The sequence below is a fragment of the Agrobacterium vitis genome, from assembly GCF_037039395.1.
Classification (GTDB): Bacteria; Pseudomonadota; Alphaproteobacteria; order Rhizobiales; family Rhizobiaceae; genus Allorhizobium; species Allorhizobium vitis_E.
In genome coordinates this window covers 2,764,141-2,781,183 of the sequence record NZ_CP146242.1, presented here as the reverse complement: position 1 = coordinate 2,781,183, position 17,043 = coordinate 2,764,141, and the positions used below count along the sequence as shown (strand labels likewise).

Below are 17,043 nucleotides of genomic sequence, written 5' to 3'. Positions count from 1 at the left end.
CTTCAACGCTTCGATTTCGAGAAGAAATCCCACATCATATCAGTGGCATTCAAATCGAAGGAAACCTTGCCGATCACCTTCTGGATCTTCAGCGATGCGGTGCTGCCCGGCCATGTATGGCCCGCCCCCGCCAAACGGTAGGAGGCGATGCGCACGCCGTCCGCACATTGGGCATAATCCGTGGTCTCGACCCGGCCTTCCGTTTTGACAGTGGGAGCCTTGCACCCATCCAGCTCCGCCCAGCGATGCAGTGCGGCATCCGCGCCATAACCCCAATAGGGCAGACCCTGCCCGGCAATCGGGTTGATCTTGTCGTCCAGCCCGGCAAAGGCGATCAGCGACATCGGTTTTGCCGGTTTGCAGGTCGCAGCATCCGGCACCCATGTCTCGCCTTCACGCTTCGGTGTTCCGGCCCGTAGGCCGACCACCAGACCGGCAGCGGCAAAATCGGTATGTCCATCGCAAAGATATTGCGACACCATCCGCCCGCCGCCAGAATAGCCGGTGGCATAGAAAGAAGCCGGATCGACGCAAAAATTGTCTTCGACCGCCTTGATCACATCACGGATATAGGCCTCTTCATCGGCCTCGCCTTTGGCGACGCCCGGCACATTCCAGGCGAAATAGCCCGCCCGCTTGGTGGGCATCGACCCTTGCGGCGCGACAGCGATAAAGCCTTCGCGCTCAGCCACCCGCTCCCATTCGCTACGGTCCAACTGCTCATTGGCATTGCTGTCGGACCCGTGAAAATCAAACACGACCGGCACCTTGTCCTGGCCGCTATAGCTGGAGGGAATGAAATAAGAAAACACCCGCTCATGCCCGCCAGAGGTCAGCGTCATATCATAACGGCCCACATCCCTGGGCTGACCGCAACCGGCTGCCGAGGCGGGGCCAGTCGAGAGCGTCAGAAGGGAAACGAGTGCCGCAATCGCCACAACGGACAGAGTACCAACTCTTCGCAGAACAGGTTTTTCGCATTTATTTTCAATATTTTGCATATAATCCTCCGCAGCGGGGGCTACGGTAGCAAAAGACCAATACGATGCAAAACAAAAAAGAGGTGCCGCACCAAAGCGCAGCACCCCATCCATAATATTAGGACAATCGCTTGCTGATACTTAAGAGCATTTCCTGCCAAACCATGTCGCGGTTCGGTGTCTGGAGATGCGTCAAAAACACAAGCGAAGCATTGTTTACTGACTGGTTCAATCCGAACCCGGCAACCTCTACAGCGCGTCCGCCGACATCGGGCTTTCCACCGCCTGCGGCTTGACCTTGGCCTTCATCGTCACCGAGCAGGCAGGGTTTACAGAGGCCGTTGCGCCAGCAGCCGGTTTTGCGCCATCTGCACAGGCGTTTTTGGCGATATTGTCGGCGATCAGGCGGCCATCGCCGCTGTCGAAGAACGCCCACATCCGCTTGGCCGCATACATGTCTTCCTGGCTCTTGCCATCAGCTACCTTTGCCTTGGAGTTGGCGGCAGCCAGCGAGAAGCCAACGGTCTGAGCTGGCCAATCATGGGTCTGGTCAGCAATCGTATAGGACAGGATGCGGGCACCGCCCTTGCAGCGCTCAAATTCCGCGGAGGAAATTTTCGTCCCCTTGACGATCTTGCGCTCGCCCTGGCAGCCATCCAGCTCGGCCCAGCGATTGAGTGCCGCTTCGCCGCTATATTGCCAATAGGGCCTGCCGCCGCCTGCATAGGGATTGGTATTGTCCTTCAGTCCCCAGAAGGCGATGATCGACACCGGACGGCCCGGACGGCAGCTTTGCGGATCGGGCAACCATTTTCCCTGATCGGGGCCAACGCCCTGGCGCGGCGTGCCAGCCCGCAGGCTCATGACGAAACCGGCAGCCGAGAAATCGGTATTGCCGTTGCAGATATATTGCGACAGCATCCGCCCGCCACCCGAATAGCCGGACGCGTAGATCCGGTCGGGATCGACGCAGAACTTGGCCTTGACCAGCGCCACGGTGTCGCTGAGATAAGCGGCATCATCCGGCCCTTTGGCTTCGGTTACTGTAGAAACAGATGCGCCTGGCGAAACAGATGCATTTTGCGAAACAGCCGTATTGGGCGCAGTCGAGCTTGTCAGGCTTGCGTTGGTTACCGTCCCATTTGAGACTGTGGCATTCGGTACGGTCACGCCAGGCACGGGGGTTACGCCCGGCACGTTCCAGGCATGGGTGCCTTCCGCCTTGCCATTCAGCCCGCCCTGCGGAGCAATGACGATGAAGCCGTTTTCACGCGCCACGTCGGACCATTGGCTACGACCCAGCTGATCGCGGGGAAAGCTGTTGGACCCATGCAGATCAAACACCACAGGCACCTTGGCCTTGCCGGTATAGCCTTGGGGAATGTAGGCCACCGCCGTGCGCTCAATGCCACCTGACGTGAATGACAGATCCTGCAATCCGGCTCGGACGGTTACGCCGCAGCCGCCCGCCGCGTAGGCAAGGCCGCCCGGCAACACCATGGAAACGCCAAGTGTGAACAGGCACAACAAAGTCCGGGCAGATGTGCGCGCGAAAAAACCCGGCCGCCGCAGGCCAGTCAGTTCATCGAATGTCATGAGGTCGCCTTGTTATTAGCACTCGGCGGAAAATACCACATGTTCCGTAGGCTTCAACTGAAACCTGACGACAAATGATCAAGGCTGACATGCGTCAAACACAAAGCGTGAATATACTATGAATACACATGGGCATTTCATAGCAAAAACAGAAGTTTACGCTCCAGATCCGGACATCGAATCCCATGCCTGAATGCGACATTAGACCGTAAGGTGACGGCGGGCCTCGACCGTATCCAGGGTTTCAGCCCCTCCTTCATGGACAATTTCACCGCGATCCATGATGTAGACATGGTCGGCCAACTCCCGGCAGAAATCGAGATATTGCTCGACCAGCAGGATCGCCATGCCGGTTGAATCCCGCAAATAGCGGATTGCCCGGCCGATATCCTTGATGATCGATGGCTGGATGCCCTCGGTCGGCTCGTCCAGCACCAGGATTTTCGGACGGGTCACCATGGCCCGGCCAATCGCCAATTGCTGCTGCTGGCCACCGGACAGGTCACCACCACGCCGCGACAGCATGGTCTGCAAAATCGGAAACAGCGCGAAAATATCGTCCGGAATCGTCCGGTCCTTGCGCTTCAGCGGCGCAAAGCCGGTTTCCAGATTTTCCTTGACCGACAGTAGCGGAAAGATCTCACGCCCCTGCGGCACATAGCCGACACCGTGCCGCGCCCGGTTGAACGGCGCCATGCCGTTCAACACCGTGCCTTCAAACGCAATCGTGCCGCCTGATACCGGATGCTGGCCGGTTACGGCGCGCAAAAGCGAGCTTTTACCCACCCCGTTTCGACCCAGCACGCAGGTAATCTTGCCCATTGGCGCGGTAATATTCACACCGCGCAGCGCCTGGGCGGCACCATAGTGAAGATTGAGATTTTCAACTGTCAGCATTGATGCACCTTCTGAAAAATTGGGAGCAAGCCGTTCACCCCCCTCTGTCACTTCGTGACATCTCCCCCTCAAGGGGGGAGATGCCTGGCAAGGCAGAGGGGGTACTGCGCATTCCAACGGTACTGTTCTCACCGCCCCAGATAATTCTCGATCACCCGCGGATCGTTCGAAACGAAATCGATCGAGCCTTCGGCCAGCACCGAGCCTTCGGCAAGGCATGTCACCTTGACGCCGAGATCACGGATAAAGCCCATGTCGTGCTCAACCACCACGACCGAGCGGGTCTTGGAGATTTCGCGCAGCAGGATGGCGGTCTCGGCGGTTTCGGCATCGGTCATGCCCGCCACCGGCTCATCGACCAGCAGCAGTTTCGGCTCCTGCGCCAGCAGCATACCAATTTCCAGCCATTGCTTCTGACCGTGGGACAGATTGGCGGCGAGGTCGTTTTTGCGGGCGGTGAGCCGCACGGTTTCGAGAATGGTGTCGATCCGCTCGCGGTCCTTGGGTGTCAGCCGGTAGAACAGCGTTGAAAACACGCCGCGCGGCTTGTTCAGCGCCAGTTCCAGATTGTCCCAGACCGTATGGCTTTCAAATACCGTTGGCTTCTGGAATTTGCGGCCAATGCCGAGTTGGGCGATGTCGGCCTCATCGCGCTTGGTGAGATCCACCTTGCCGCCGTCGAAAAACACCTCACCACTGTCAGGCCGTGTCTTGCCGGTGATGATATCCATCATCGTCGTCTTGCCAGCACCATTCGGGCCGATAATGGCGCGCAGCTCCCCCGGCTCGACCACGAAGGACAGGGAGTTCAAGGCCCGGAACCCGTCAAAGGAAACACTGACGCCGTTGAGATAAAGAAGCGAATTGGTGGTTTTATCAGCCATGGTCTCACTCCGCCGCCTGGGGTTTGCGGTTCAATGCCTCGGCCTCCGTCACTGCCTTGTCCTGCCTGCGCCGGAGAAGGCCTTGGGTGACTGTGCCAACAATGCCCTTGGGCAGAAACAGCGTGACGGCCACGAACAGCCCACCCAGCGCAAACAGCCAGGCATTGGGAAACAGGCCGGTAAACACCGTCTTGCCGCCATTGACCAGCACCGCGCCAATGATCGGACCGATCAGCGTGGCGCGTCCGCCAACAGCGGTCCAGATCACCACCTCGATGGAATTGGCCGGTGAAAACTCGCCCGGATTGATGATGCCGACCTGCGGCACATAGAGCGCACCTGCGACGCCCGCCATCATTGCTGAGACGACAAAGGCAAACAGCTTCATGTTTTCCACCCGGTAGCCGAGAAAGCGGGTGCGGCTTTCGGCATCGCGGATACCGACCAGCACCTTGCCGTATTTGGAGCGTACGATGGCCGAGACCAGCAGCAGAGAGCCCGCCAGAAACAGCGCCGAGAGCGAAAACAGCGCCGCACGGGTGCCATCGGCCTGAATGTTGAAGCCGAGAATATCCTTGAAGTCTGTCAGGCCATTATTGCCGCCAAAACCCATATCGTTGCGGAAGAAGGCCAGCAGCAGCGCATAGGTCATCGCCTGGGTGATGATCGACAGATAGACGCCGTTGACACGCGAGCGAAACGCAAACCAGCCGAATACGAAGGCGAGCAAGCCGGGCGCCACCAGCACCATCAGCGCGGCAAACCAGAACATGTCGAAGCCGTGCCAGAACCAGGGCAGCTCCTTCCAGTTCAGGAACACCATGAAGTCAGGCAATACAGGATCGCCATAAGTGCCGCGCGGGCCGATCTGGCGCATCAGATACATGCCCATGGCATAGCCGCCGAGCGCGAAGAACGCCCCGTGGCCGAGCGAAAGAATGCCGCAAAAGCCCCAGACCAGATCGAGCGCCAAGGCCAACATGGCATAGGTCAGATATTTGCCGAACAGCGCCACCAGATAGGTCGGCATATGCAACGCGCTGTCGGGCGCGGTGGCAAGGCTGAGGATCGGCACCAGAATGGCGAGCGCGAGAAGAATGGCGATGGCGACGAGGATCTTGGCGTCCAGCGAGCGCAGAAGAAATGCCGTGATCATGCTTCCACCGCCCTTCCCTTGAGTGCGAAGAGACCGCGCGGCCGCTTCTGGATGAACAGGATGATGAGAACCAGAACCAGGATCTTGCCCAGCACCGCACCGGCATAGGGCTCAAGGAACTTGTTCAGAATGCCAAGCGAAAACGCTCCCACCAGCGTGCCCCAGAGATTACCGACCCCGCCGAACACCACGACCATGAAACTGTCGATAATGTAGGTCTGGCCGAGATTGGGCGAGACATTGTCGATCTGGGACAGCGCCACGCCCGCCATTCCGGCAATGCCGGAGCCCAAAGCAAACGTGAAGGCATCGACCCAGGGCGTACGAATGCCCATGGAAGACGCCATGCGCCGGTTTTGGGTGACGGCGCGCATCTGCAAGCCAAAGGCGGAGCGCTTCAACAGCATCAGCAGCGCGAAGAACACCGACAGTGAAAACACCAGGATCCACAGCCGGTTCCAGGTAATGGTCAAGCCGCCAAGCCCAAACGAGCCGGACATCCACGACGGATTGGCGACTTCCTGATTGGTCGGGCCAAACAGCGTGCGCACCAACTGCTGCAACATCAATGAAATGCCCCAGGTGGCCAGTAGCGTTTCCAGCGGACGGCCATAGAGAAAGCGGATGACGCAGCGCTCGATCACCAATCCGAAGATACCCGTGACGGCAAAGGCGACCGGCAGGGCAATGGCCAGCGACCAGTCAAACAGCTCAGGCGCGTTCGCCCGGATTGCCTGCTGAACGATGAAGGTGGAATAGGCACCGAGCATGACCATTTCGCCATGCGCCATATTGATGATGCCCATGACGCCAAAGGTGATGGCAAGGCCAATGGCGGCCAGCAGCAGTACCGAGCCGAGCGAGATGCCATAGGTGATGTTCTGCGCGGTATTCCACAGCGCCACATCGCTCTGGATCTTGGCGATGGCGGCATCGATATCGCCCTTCAGGGCCGGATCGACTGTTGGCGCGGCATTGCCGAGAATGGAAATCGCATCCTGGCCGCCCACCGCGCGAATGAGTGCAATGGCGGCGCGTTTTTCCTCCAGGGAATGATTGGAGGTAATGACCGAAACGGCGCGGGCCTGAGCAAGCAGCGTTTTCACCGCGCCATCCTGCTCCTTGGCAAGGGCGGTGTCGAGCAATTCGAGATTGTCTTCCGACGGCGCCTTCAATAGCGCATCGGCAGCGGCAAGCCGCACCGTGCGGTCAGGGCTGAGCAAGGTCAGCCCGCCTTGCGCGGCGCGGATGGCGCGGCGCAACCCATTGTTGATCTTGATCTTGACCAGCCCGCCCTTGGCTTCCTTGCCGACCTCGGCACCGCTCAAGGGATCAACCAGCGTCAGCTGGCTGCCCGCGGGCTTGGCGATAAACACATTGCCATCGGCCTTGCGCAGATAGAGATCACCACCGCTCAGGGCTTCCAGGGCCGGAACCACGTTGAGATCGCCGGTCCGTCCGAGATCGCCGACGATCTTTTCGGCATCGGTGAAATTGGCAGTGCCTAGCGCCTTGATCAGGGTGGCGGGATCGCCTTCGGCGCGGGCCACACAAAGGCCAGAAGCCAAGATCAGCAAAAGCCCGGCAACCAGCACAGAGGACAGATGGTTCAAACAGGATCGCAATTTTCGGCCCCTTTTATTTGGTGGCGTCTTTCGCTGTGCATGCCATTTTTGTTTTGATCTGCCGCTTACCCCCCTCTGCCCTGCCGGGCATCTCCCCCTCAAGGGGGGAGATTGGATGAGGTATTGGCCCAATTTCCACTTGAACCGTCACTTCAGGCGCAGGGCTCAGATAGATGCAAAAGGCTAACTCTGGGTCGATCTCCCCCCTTGAGGGGGAGATGGCTGGCAAGCCAGAGGGGGGTAAGCCACATATCAAAACGACAAAAAGATACACCGCGAGAAAAAGCTGCGGATGCGTCACGCACCCGCAGCAAGTTTCAGGCTGGGAAGTTTTACGAGCCCTTGCCGCCGCACTTGCCGGACTTGACGTTGAAATTGCCGCAGTTCATCGGCAGGCGCCAATCGGCGATCAGGTCCTTGCTGTCGGGGAGGAAATCCGACCATTCATCGCCCACCACTTCCGGTGTCTGGGAGACGATGTCGAACTGGCCATTTTCCTGGACTTCGCCAATCAGCACCGGCTTGGTGATGTAATGGCTCGGCATCATCGTTGCATAGCCGCCGGTGAGGTTCGGCACGGAAACGCCGACCAGCGCGTCGATGACCTTGTCGGGTTCGGCAGAGCCTGCTTTTTCGACGGCCTTCACCCACATGTTGAAGCCGATATAGGCGGCTTCCATCGGGTCGTTGGTCACACGCTTGTCGTTCTTGGTAAAGGCATGCCAGGTCTTGATGAATTCGGCATTGATCGGCGTATCGACGGATTCGAAATAGTTCCAGGCAGCGAGATGGCCAACCAGCGGCTTGGTGTCGATACCGGCCAGCTCTTCTTCGCCAACCGAGAAGGCCATGACCGGAATGTCTTCCGCCTTGACGCCCTGGTTGCCAAGCTCCTTGTAGAACGGCACGTTGGCATCGCCATTGACGGTGGAGATAACGGCGGCCTTCTTGCCAGCCGAGCCGAATTTCTTGATGGCGGCGACTTCGGTCTGCCAATCGGAGAACCCGAATGGCGTGTAGTTGACCATGATGTCTTCCTTCTTCACGCCCTTGGACAGAAGATAGGCTTCGAGGATCTTGTTGGTCGTGCGCGGATAGACATAGTCGGTGCCCTCAAGCACCCAGCGCTGCACGCCTTCGTTTTCCATCAGGTAATCGACGGCGGGAATGGCCTGCTGGTTGGGCGCGGCACCGGTATAGAATACGTTGCGCTCGCTTTCCTCACCCTCGAACTGCACGGGGTAGAACAGCACCGAATCCAGTTCCTTGAAAACAGGCAGAACCGATTTGCGCGACACCGAGGTCCAGCAACCGAACACCGCCGAAACCTTGTCCTTAGAAATCAGTTCGCGGGCCTTTTCGGCAAATAGCGGCCAGTTGGAGGCAGGATCGACAACAACAGGCTCCAGCTTCTTGCCGAGAACGCCGCCCTTCTTGTTCTGCTCGTCGATGAGCATCAACATGGCGTCCTTCAGCGTCGTTTCCGAAATCGCCATCGTGCCGGAGAGAGAATGCAGAATGCCGACCTTGATCGTGTCTTCGGCGGCAAACGCACCGTGGAAGGCGGTGGTGGACAGCATGGCGCCGACAAGTGCGCTCGCCAGTTTGGACTTGAAGTTCATGTCAGGTTCCCCTCTTTTTGAATTCTGGAGTGAGGGGACTATCGGCTGCTGCGCTGCAAAATCGTATACGTCAATTGACGTAGGTCGCCCGCGAATACCAAGTCTCGAAGTTGCGAAGCATCCTCTGCGTCAGAGGCCCGAGATATTCTCAAGGGGAATACGAAGAGTCATTTTCAATGCATCTTCGTATAAGGCAGCACCGTCCCTACAAAAATAGGGGATTTATCGCCTAAAACGGCGGACATAGGTTTATTATGCTTGATTTCCGCCGAATTCGAACCTTATTACCTAACAAGGCTCTCATGGAGAGCATTCTCATAAACCGCTCATGCAGCAGATGCAGAATAGAGCGGCGGCAATCTGTTTCGAAAGTCATCCATGCCTTTTTCACCCCGGCGACGGCTTCTGAAGGAAGCGACCGCCGATGCTCACGCCGAACTCGATGCAGTGATCGGCGATTTTTCCTCTCCTGCCGCCTACCGCGCCTATTTGCTCGGCATGGCTCGTTTCCGGCTGCCGTTGGAAGCGATGATTGCCCAACAGGCCCCGCAGGCACCGTTTGTCAGCTGGCCCGGCGCCTGGCAGCCGGTGATGATTGGCAACGGGCTGCGCGCCGACCTGCAGACGCTTGAGTTGGAGACGGCGCTTGGGCTGGAGGATGACCGTTGGCAGGCAAGGGTTCCCCAGCCGGGAGAGGCCGAAGACTGGCTTGGCCTGTTCTATGTGCTGGAAGGCTCGGCGCTTGGCGCAAAGCTTCTGGCGAAACGGGCGGCCCTGCTTGGGTATGGCCCCACCCATGGCGGGGCGCATCTTTTTGCCCAGGCCGGGAACTTTTCGAGCTGGCCCACGTTTTTACATCTTATGGAGGAACTGCGGGATCTCGATGAGGGGAAGCTCGTGGCCTTTGCCAATGCAACCTTTGCTTATGCCTACGCTGCCTTCGAAAGCCCCATGAATGCCTCCTACGCAGACCGTTGATCTCACCAATTGCGACCGCGAGCCTATCCATATTCCCGGCAGTATTCAGCCGCATGGTTGCCTGCTGGCCTGCGACGCGGAAATGGCCAAGGTGCTGCGCCATTCCGCCAATGTGGCTGACATGCTGGGGCTGGAGGGGCCGCTGAACGGCCTGGAGGTCCACACGCTTCTGGGCGATGTCGCCACCCACGACTTGCGCAACGCGCTGGCGACGGCGCCTTCGGCTTCTCGTCCGGCGCTCATTCCCAATTTGCGTCTTCGCCCCACTCACCACCTTGGAAAAGAGCAGCTTTTCGACGTCAGCGTGCATCGCCAGCGCGCCACTGTCATCATCGAGTTCGAACCGGCCCAGGACGGGCGCGACCCCTTGCAGCTGGCGCGGGAAATGATCGGCCGGATCAAGGATATCGACGACATGGACAAACTGATCCGCACCTCCGCAAGGCTGGTGCGGGCGGTGCTCGGCTATGACCGGGTGATGATCTACCGCTTCGACAATGACGGCTCCGGCAAGGTGGTAAGCGAGGCCAAGTCGATGGAGCTGGAAAGCTTCCTTGGCCAGTATTTCCCGGCATCCGACATTCCCCAGCAGGCCCGCAAGCTCTATATGCAAAATTCCATCCGGGTGATTTCCGATGCAAGCGGCCAAAAGGTGGCGATCGAGCCGGAGCTGGATGCGTCCGGTGAGCCGCTCGACCTGTCCTTTGCGCATTTGCGCAGCGTTTCGCCCATCCATCTGGAATATCTGCGCAATATGGGCGTCGGCGCGTCCATGTCGATCTCGATCCTGCTCAACGGCGAGCTTTGGGGCCTGATCGCCTGCCATCATTACCGCGAAAAGACCCTGTCGATGGCGCAACGGGTCGCGGCTGAATTGTTTGGCGAGTTTTTCTCCCTGACACTGCTTGCCCTGAAGCAGAAGCACAAGCTTGACCTGGCCCATGATGCGCGCCAGTCGCTGGACCGCTTTCTGCATCTTGCCTCCCACCACGAAAATCTCGAGGCGCTGTTTGGCGAATGCCTGCCGGAATTCAGCAGCCTTGTGCCCTGCGATGGCGTTGGCCTGTGGATGAACGAGACCTGGACGGCGGTTGGTGCCTGTCCGCCGCCTGCCGAAGTTGAACCGCTGGTGCGCTTCGTCAACAGCATTGCCGATGGACAGACCTGGGCCAGCCACGCCCTCTCCCAATTTCTGCCCAGAGCCGAAAGCTATTATGAGACGGTCTCCGGCGTCATGGTAGTGCCGCTCTCGGAAATTCCCCGCGACTATCTGGTGTTTTTCCGCAAGGAACGGCTGCAAACCCTCAATTGGGCCGGCAATCCCGATAAATCCTATGAGATCGGTCCGCTGGGCGACCGGCTGACGCCGCGCAAGAGCTTCGCCATCTGGAAGGAAGCGGTCACAAAGCAATCGGACCATTGGAGCGAAAACGACAGGGAAATTGCGGAGGCCATTCGCGCCGTCACCGTCAAGGTCGTGCTCCGGCACAACGAGCTGATGCAGGAAGAGCGCAACAAGGCCGACATCCGTCAGCGCGTGCTGAATGAGGAATTGAACCACCGGGTCAAGAATATTCTGGCGGTGATCAAGTCGCTGATCGGTGTTCCGACCCGGCCGGAACACCAGTTGAGGGATTATGTCACCTCGCTGAAGGGCCGCGTCCACGCCCTGTCCCATGCCCATGACCAGGTGATCCGCGGCAGCGGCAGCGGCAACCTGAGCGAGTTGCTACAGGCCGAGCTTGGACCTTACCGCACCGAGGGTACCACACTCTCGCTTGGTGGCCCGATGGTCGTGCTCGATAGCCGCGCCTATGCCGTCACGGCCCTGGTTGTCCACGAACTTGCGACCAATGCGGCGAAATACGGAGCACTTTCGCGCACAGGTGGCACACTTGACTTGACTTGGCGCTGGACGGGAGAGGGAGATTGTGAAATTCTGTGGGCGGAAAGCGGCGGGCCAACGGTGACCGCGCCGACACGCCGGGGCTTTGGCTCCGCCTTGATAGACCGTAGCATTCCCTATGACCTCGGTGGTAAGAGCACCGTGAATTATAACCCATACGGCCTGAATGCGTATCTTTTGATTCCTGCCCGTTTCCTGTCCGGTTCCGGACACGAGCCGGAAACCACACATGCCCCGCCCTCCGAGACAGAGACCATATCCATGGCCAATATCGACAAAACCCTGCCGATCCTGCTGGTTGAAGACCAGATGCTGATTGCGATGGATGCCGAAATGATGCTGGGCGATGCCGGTTTCACCACGGTCATGACAGCAGGCTCCGTGCCAGAAGCCTTGTCGCAAATTAAGGTCACAGCCCCTGCCGTGGCCGTGCTCGACATCAACCTTGGCAATCATACCTCGGTGCCCGTAGCCCAGGAGTTGCACCAGCGCGGCATTCCCTTTCTGTTTGCCACCGGCTATGCCGAGCGGTCGATCATTCCGGAAGCCTTCGGCGACGTCACCATCATCAACAAACCCTATGATGGCGAGGCGCTGGCCGATGCGGTGATGAGCCTGTTGCGCCAGCCGGACGCCACCACCGGCTAAAAATAGACAGAAAAGACAGCCTGTCTGGTTCGACCGGAACCTGACAGGCTTTCGCGGATATCCCGGACTATCGTGCGTATCGAAACGGTGCCTGTCAGCCAGCCGTGCTGTTGCGCAGCTTTTCCGCCTCGGCATAGAATTTCTTTTCCCACTCATTGTGGTTGTCCAGCCCCTCGCGGATGAAGGGCGTGAAGATCGCCATGTTCATCAGCGCCCAATTGACCAGACGAGCCGGGAATTTCAGCGGCTTGGCGAAATCGACGAACAGCACAACGCGGATCTTGTCGGTGTGGTTCCAGGCTTCGTGCTCATAGGCATCGTCGAAGATAAGCACCTTGCCCTCTTCCCAGTGGCAGATCTGGTCCTTGACGCGGATGGCGATCTGGTCACGCGGTTCCGGCACGATCATCCCCAGATGCAGGCGCAGCACACCGTTATAGGGGCCACGATGGGCGGGCAGATGCTTGCCGGGTTCGAAAATCGAGAACATGACAGTGGTCAGGCCTGGAATGGCCTGCATGGCCTTCCAGGTTTCCGGGCAGGCCTTGATATTGGCCTCGGACTTCACACCGAAACCAAGCAGGAAGAAGGTCTTCCAGCGATTGTCCGTGGAAATCGTCTTCACATCGGTAGAAATGTCCTGAAAGCTCGGCAGCTCACTCTGGCGCAGCAAGATCCTGTCCAGCTCGGCGCGAATGGCCGGATAGGCCTTTTCCACCTCCGCCACCCAGGGAAAAGTGGCATTGTCATAGACCGGTGGATTGCCAAGCTTGGCATATTTGTAATTCAGCTTTTCCGCCCAGGCGACGATGCCCATGAAAAACCGGGTAATGCGGCTTGGCCGGTCCATCGGCTGAATGCCTGATGTGCCGAAGGCTTGTTCGTTGTCCGCACCGGTCGAAGTCTGAGAGGCTGGCATATCCATCGGTATCACTTTCTGATGCAACAATTCCGTACAGCGGTGCCGATCACACCGACGCGGGGGTTGAAAAACCCAAACGCCTGAAAAATGGAAAAATAGAGGCAAACCGGATTCCACTTTTCCCTGACAAACTCGAGAAGCACTGTCACAATTCCAGTTTCATGCGCAATGGAAAAACAGCAGGAAGCGGCGCGAACATCTCCAAGCACCCTTGCAAAACCCCCGTCTTGCCGTGACAGTATTCATCCATCCTGTTTCCCATCAGAAAGCGCCAGAATACCGGCATGGCCGCACGCCAACGCATCATTCCCGTCCGACGCCAATATAACCGCTGGGTGGCAGACCAGACGCTGGAAGATTATGCGCTGCGCTTTACCGCCAAAAGCGCCCGCCGGTTTTCCTCCAGCCGGATTTCCCAAACCGCAATCGGGGCGATTTCCTTTCTGGCATTGGAGGCGATCGGCGGCACGATCACGCTGTCCTACGGCACCACCAATGCGTTTTTCGCCATCCTGGTCGCTGCCGTCCTGATGCTGCTGGTCGGCCTGCCGATCAGCCGTTATGCGATCCGCGAAGGCGTCGATATCGATCTTCTGACCCGTGGCGCTGGCTTTGGCTATATCGGCTCGACGCTGACGTCGCTGATCTATGCCAGCTTCACTTTCATGCTGTTTGCCATCGAAGCCTCGATCATGACCGGGGCCTTGGCGCTGGCTTTCGGCATTCCTCCGTCAATCGGCTATATTATTTCGGCTGTTGTCGTCATTCCGCTGGTCACCTACGGCATCCAGCTGATCTCGAAATTCCAACTTCTCACCCAGCCGATCTGGATCGTACTGAATATTGCGCCCTTCGTGTTCATCGCCTTTCAGGACTGGGAGAAGTTCGACCTCTGGCGGGCTTTTGCCGGCATTCACCAATCCAATGCCGGAACGCACAATATCGCGCCGTTTCGCCTCGCTGATTTTGGCGCCGCCTCCGCCGTCATCCTGGCATTGATGCCGCAGATTGGCGAGCAGGTGGATTTCCTGCGCTTCCTGCCGCCGGAAGGCGGGCGCAAACTGCACCACCGTTTCATGGTATTTTTGGCCGGTGCCGGTTGGGTGGTGCTGGGCGTGCCGAAACTGCTGGCTGGCTCCTTCCTGGCGGTGCTGACGCTATCGACCGGTGTCAGTCTGAGCGAGGCCGCCGATCCCGCTCATATGTATCTGGCCGCCTTCGGCTATATTCTGCCCAATGAAACGCTGGCCATGCTGCTAATGGTCGCCTTCGTGGTGGTGTCGCAGCTGAAGATCAACGTGATGAACGCCTATGCAGGCTCGCTCGCCTGGTCCAATTTCTTCTCCCGCCTCACCCATAGCCATCCGGGCCGGGTGGTCTGGCTGGTGTTCAATGTCGGCATCGCGCTGCTGTTGATGGAGCTTGGCATCTACCGGCTGTTGGAAGCGACGCTCGGGATCTTCTCGATCATCGCCATGGCCTGGCTCTGCACCATCTCCGCCGATCTGTTCATCAACAAACGGCTGGGCCTTGCCCCGCCGGGCATCGAGTTCAAGCGCGCCCATCTCTATGACATCAACCCGGTCGGCTGCGGCACGCTGCTGATTTCGGCGGGTCTGGCGCTCTGCGCCCATTTCGGCCTGTTCGGACCGCTGATGGCCTCGCTCTCCACCTTCGTAACGCTGATCGCCTTCCTGATTTCGCCGCTGATCGCCTGGGGCACCAAGGGCAAATTCTATCTGGCCCGCAAGCCGCGCCATGCCTGGAAAAACCTTGGCCATATCACCTGTTCGATCTGCGAACATCCGTTCGAGCCTGAAGATATGGCCTGGTGTCCAGCCTATGCCGCGCCGATCTGTTCGCTGTGCTGCTCGCTGGACAGCCGCTGCCATGACATGTGCAAGCCGAAGGCCCGGCTGAACACCCAGGTCGGCACCGTCGCCCGCACTGTGCTGCCCAGCACGGTGATCGAGAAACTGACGACCCGGCTTGGCCGCTATGCGATGACCAGTGTCGGGGCGATTTCGCTGGTGGGGGCGATCCTGGCGCTGATTGCCCATCAGGTCTCCGCCGCCTCGCCAGAAACCGAAGTGGTGGTCAATGCGACGATCCTGATCGTGTTCTTCGTGTTCTCGGTGATTGCTGGTATCGCCACGTGGTTCTACGTGCTGGCCCATGACAGCCGGCTGGTGGCGGAAGAAGAATCCTACCGCCAGAACAGCCTGCTGTTGAAGGAAATCGCCGCCCACCGCAAAACCGACGCCGCGCTTCAGACCGCCAAGGAAACGGCCGAGGCCGCCAACCGCGCCAAGAGCCGCTATGTGGTTGGCCTCAGCCACGAATTGCGCACGCCGCTCAACGCCGTGATGGGCTATGCGCAATTGCTGGAGCAGGATGAGACCATTCCCGCCCCACGCCAATCCGCCATCCGGGTGATCCGCCGGTCCGCCGACCATCTCTCCGGGCTGATCGACGGGCTGCTGGATATTTCCAAGATCGAGGCGGGACGCTTGCAGGTGTTTTCCGCCGAGTTGAACATCCACGATTTCCTCGACCAGATCCTCGATATGCTGCGCCCGCAGGCCGAGGCCAAGGGCCTGACCTTTACCCACATCCGCGCCAAGAACCTGCCGCAATATGTGCGCGCCGACGAGAAGCGGCTGCGCCAGATCCTCGTCAACCTTCTCTCCAATGCCATCAAATTCACCGATGCGGGCACGGTCAGTTTCGACATCGCCTATCGCAGCCAGGTCGCCAGCTTCACCGTGACCGATACCGGGCGCGGCATAGCTGAAAAGGATCTGAGCCGGATCTACGAACCCTTCCAGCGCGGCGAGGCCGACAATATCCGGCCCATGCCGGGGCTGGGGTTGGGGCTGACCATCACCAAGCTGCTGACCAATACGCTGGGCGGCGAAATTGCCGTGGAGAGCGAAAAGGACAAAGGCACGACCTTCCGGGTGCGGCTGATGCTGTCTTCTGTCGACCGGCCCAGCACGGCACCCAAGGCCGAACGCAAGATCCTCTCCTATGACGGCCCGCGCCGCACGATTGTCGTGGTTGATGACAATGAGGATCACCGCGAACTGATGCGCGAGGCGCTGGCGCCCCTGGATTTCATCGTGCTGACCGCCACTGGTGGGCCGGATTGTCTGGCGCTGATCGAAGGTGTCAAACCCGACCTTTTCCTGGTCGATATTTCCATGCCGGGCATGAATGGCTGGCAATTGGTCGAGCGGCTGCGCGATGCTGGCCAGAGCGCGCCGATCCTGATGCTGTCGGCCAATATCGGCGATGGCGCGGTGCGCGAGCCCGGTTCCGGCGGCCATAACGACGCCATCCCCAAGCCCGTCGACGTGAAAATGCTGCGCGACAAGTTGGCTCGCCACCTGAAACTGCGCTGGCTCTATGCCGAAGACATGCCCCCGCCCGCCCCCGCCTTGCCCGCTGGCACGCCGCGCGACCCCGGCTTTGCCCACCGCGAGGACCTGCGCAAGCTGGCCGAAATCGGCTATATCAGGGGCTTGGAAAACAAATTGCAGGAACTGGCCAAGACACCGGATATGCTGCCCTTCACCGACGAATTGCGCCCCTTCGTCCAGGCTTTCGACATGGCCGGGCTAATCGCCTGTCTTGATCGCTATCAGGAGGGCGCAGCATGAGCGTGCAGAGGCCATCGCCCAACCGCAAATCCATTGCCGGTCTTGCGCCGAGACATCCCCCAGCCGATCTCCCCACCCGAGGGGGAGATGGCCGGCAGGCCAGACGGCGGCGACTTGGTGTAAAGGCTTGTTTTACGCAACGCCTCACTCCGTGGTCTGGCTTCGCC

At 59.2% G+C, this 17,043-nt stretch carries 11 protein-coding genes; 3 read left to right on the top strand and 8 right to left on the bottom strand.

All coding sequences use genetic code 11. The annotated features are described in order from the left end of the window. Positions 1-2: 2 nt before the first annotated feature. From V6582_RS15405 to urtA, 7 genes are all read right to left on the bottom strand, one after another. Entirely contained in the window at positions 3-1,001 is a 999-nt protein-coding gene (locus tag V6582_RS15405; RefSeq protein WP_197434295.1) for an alpha/beta hydrolase family esterase, read from the bottom strand. A gap of 228 nt (positions 1,002-1,229) precedes the next feature. Then, the gene (locus V6582_RS15400; protein ID WP_156630792.1) at positions 1,230-2,576 is read right to left on the bottom strand and encodes an alpha/beta hydrolase family esterase; all 1,347 of its coding nucleotides are present in this window, start codon (positions 2,574-2,576) and stop codon (positions 1,230-1,232) included. A gap of 201 nt (positions 2,577-2,777) precedes the next feature. Next, complete coding sequence (gene urtE, locus V6582_RS15395; protein ID WP_015916914.1) at positions 2,778-3,473, bottom strand: urea ABC transporter ATP-binding subunit UrtE; 696 nt, start codon at positions 3,471-3,473, stop codon at positions 2,778-2,780. Positions 3,474-3,601: 128 nt separating this feature from the next. Next, positions 3,602-4,357, bottom strand: a complete 756-nt coding sequence (gene urtD, locus V6582_RS15390; protein WP_156630791.1) for an urea ABC transporter ATP-binding protein UrtD — start codon at positions 4,355-4,357, stop codon at positions 3,602-3,604. A gap of 4 nt (positions 4,358-4,361) precedes the next feature. Then, positions 4,362-5,513, bottom strand: coding sequence for an urea ABC transporter permease subunit UrtC (gene urtC, locus V6582_RS15385; protein ID WP_156630790.1), 1,152 nt, complete (start codon positions 5,511-5,513; stop codon positions 4,362-4,364). After that, positions 5,510-7,138, bottom strand: a complete 1,629-nt coding sequence (gene urtB / locus V6582_RS15380) for an urea ABC transporter permease subunit UrtB (protein WP_420360164.1) — start codon at positions 7,136-7,138, stop codon at positions 5,510-5,512. Before urtB ends, urtC begins: the two co-directional genes overlap by 4 nt. Positions 7,139-7,470: 332 nt before the next feature. Beyond that, on the bottom strand, positions 7,471-8,760 hold the full coding sequence (gene urtA, locus V6582_RS15375; RefSeq protein WP_060718135.1) for an urea ABC transporter substrate-binding protein: 1,290 nt from the start codon (positions 8,758-8,760) through the stop codon (positions 7,471-7,473). 378 nt (positions 8,761-9,138) lie between these two features. On the opposite strand from urtA, the gene V6582_RS15370 reads away from it, so the two are divergent. After that, complete coding sequence (locus V6582_RS15370; protein WP_156630789.1) at positions 9,139-9,738, top strand: biliverdin-producing heme oxygenase; 600 nt, start codon at positions 9,139-9,141, stop codon at positions 9,736-9,738. After that, positions 9,716-12,292 (top strand): HWE histidine kinase domain-containing protein, encoded by a 2,577-nt coding sequence (locus V6582_RS15365; protein WP_156630788.1) that lies wholly within the window; start codon positions 9,716-9,718, stop codon positions 12,290-12,292. Before V6582_RS15370 ends, V6582_RS15365 begins: the two co-directional genes overlap by 23 nt. Before the next feature lie 94 nt (positions 12,293-12,386). Here the strand turns inward: V6582_RS15365 and V6582_RS15360 are convergent, their stop codons facing one another. Then, positions 12,387-13,217, bottom strand: coding sequence for an aspartyl/asparaginyl beta-hydroxylase domain-containing protein (locus V6582_RS15360; RefSeq protein WP_156630787.1), 831 nt, complete (start codon positions 13,215-13,217; stop codon positions 12,387-12,389). Positions 13,218-13,498: 281 nt separating this feature from the next. Between V6582_RS15360 and V6582_RS15355 the strand changes: the two genes are divergently transcribed. Then, entirely contained in the window at positions 13,499-16,876 is a 3,378-nt protein-coding gene (locus V6582_RS15355; RefSeq protein ID WP_156630786.1) for a hybrid sensor histidine kinase/response regulator, read from the top strand. The last annotated feature ends 167 nt before the right edge of the window (positions 16,877-17,043 follow it).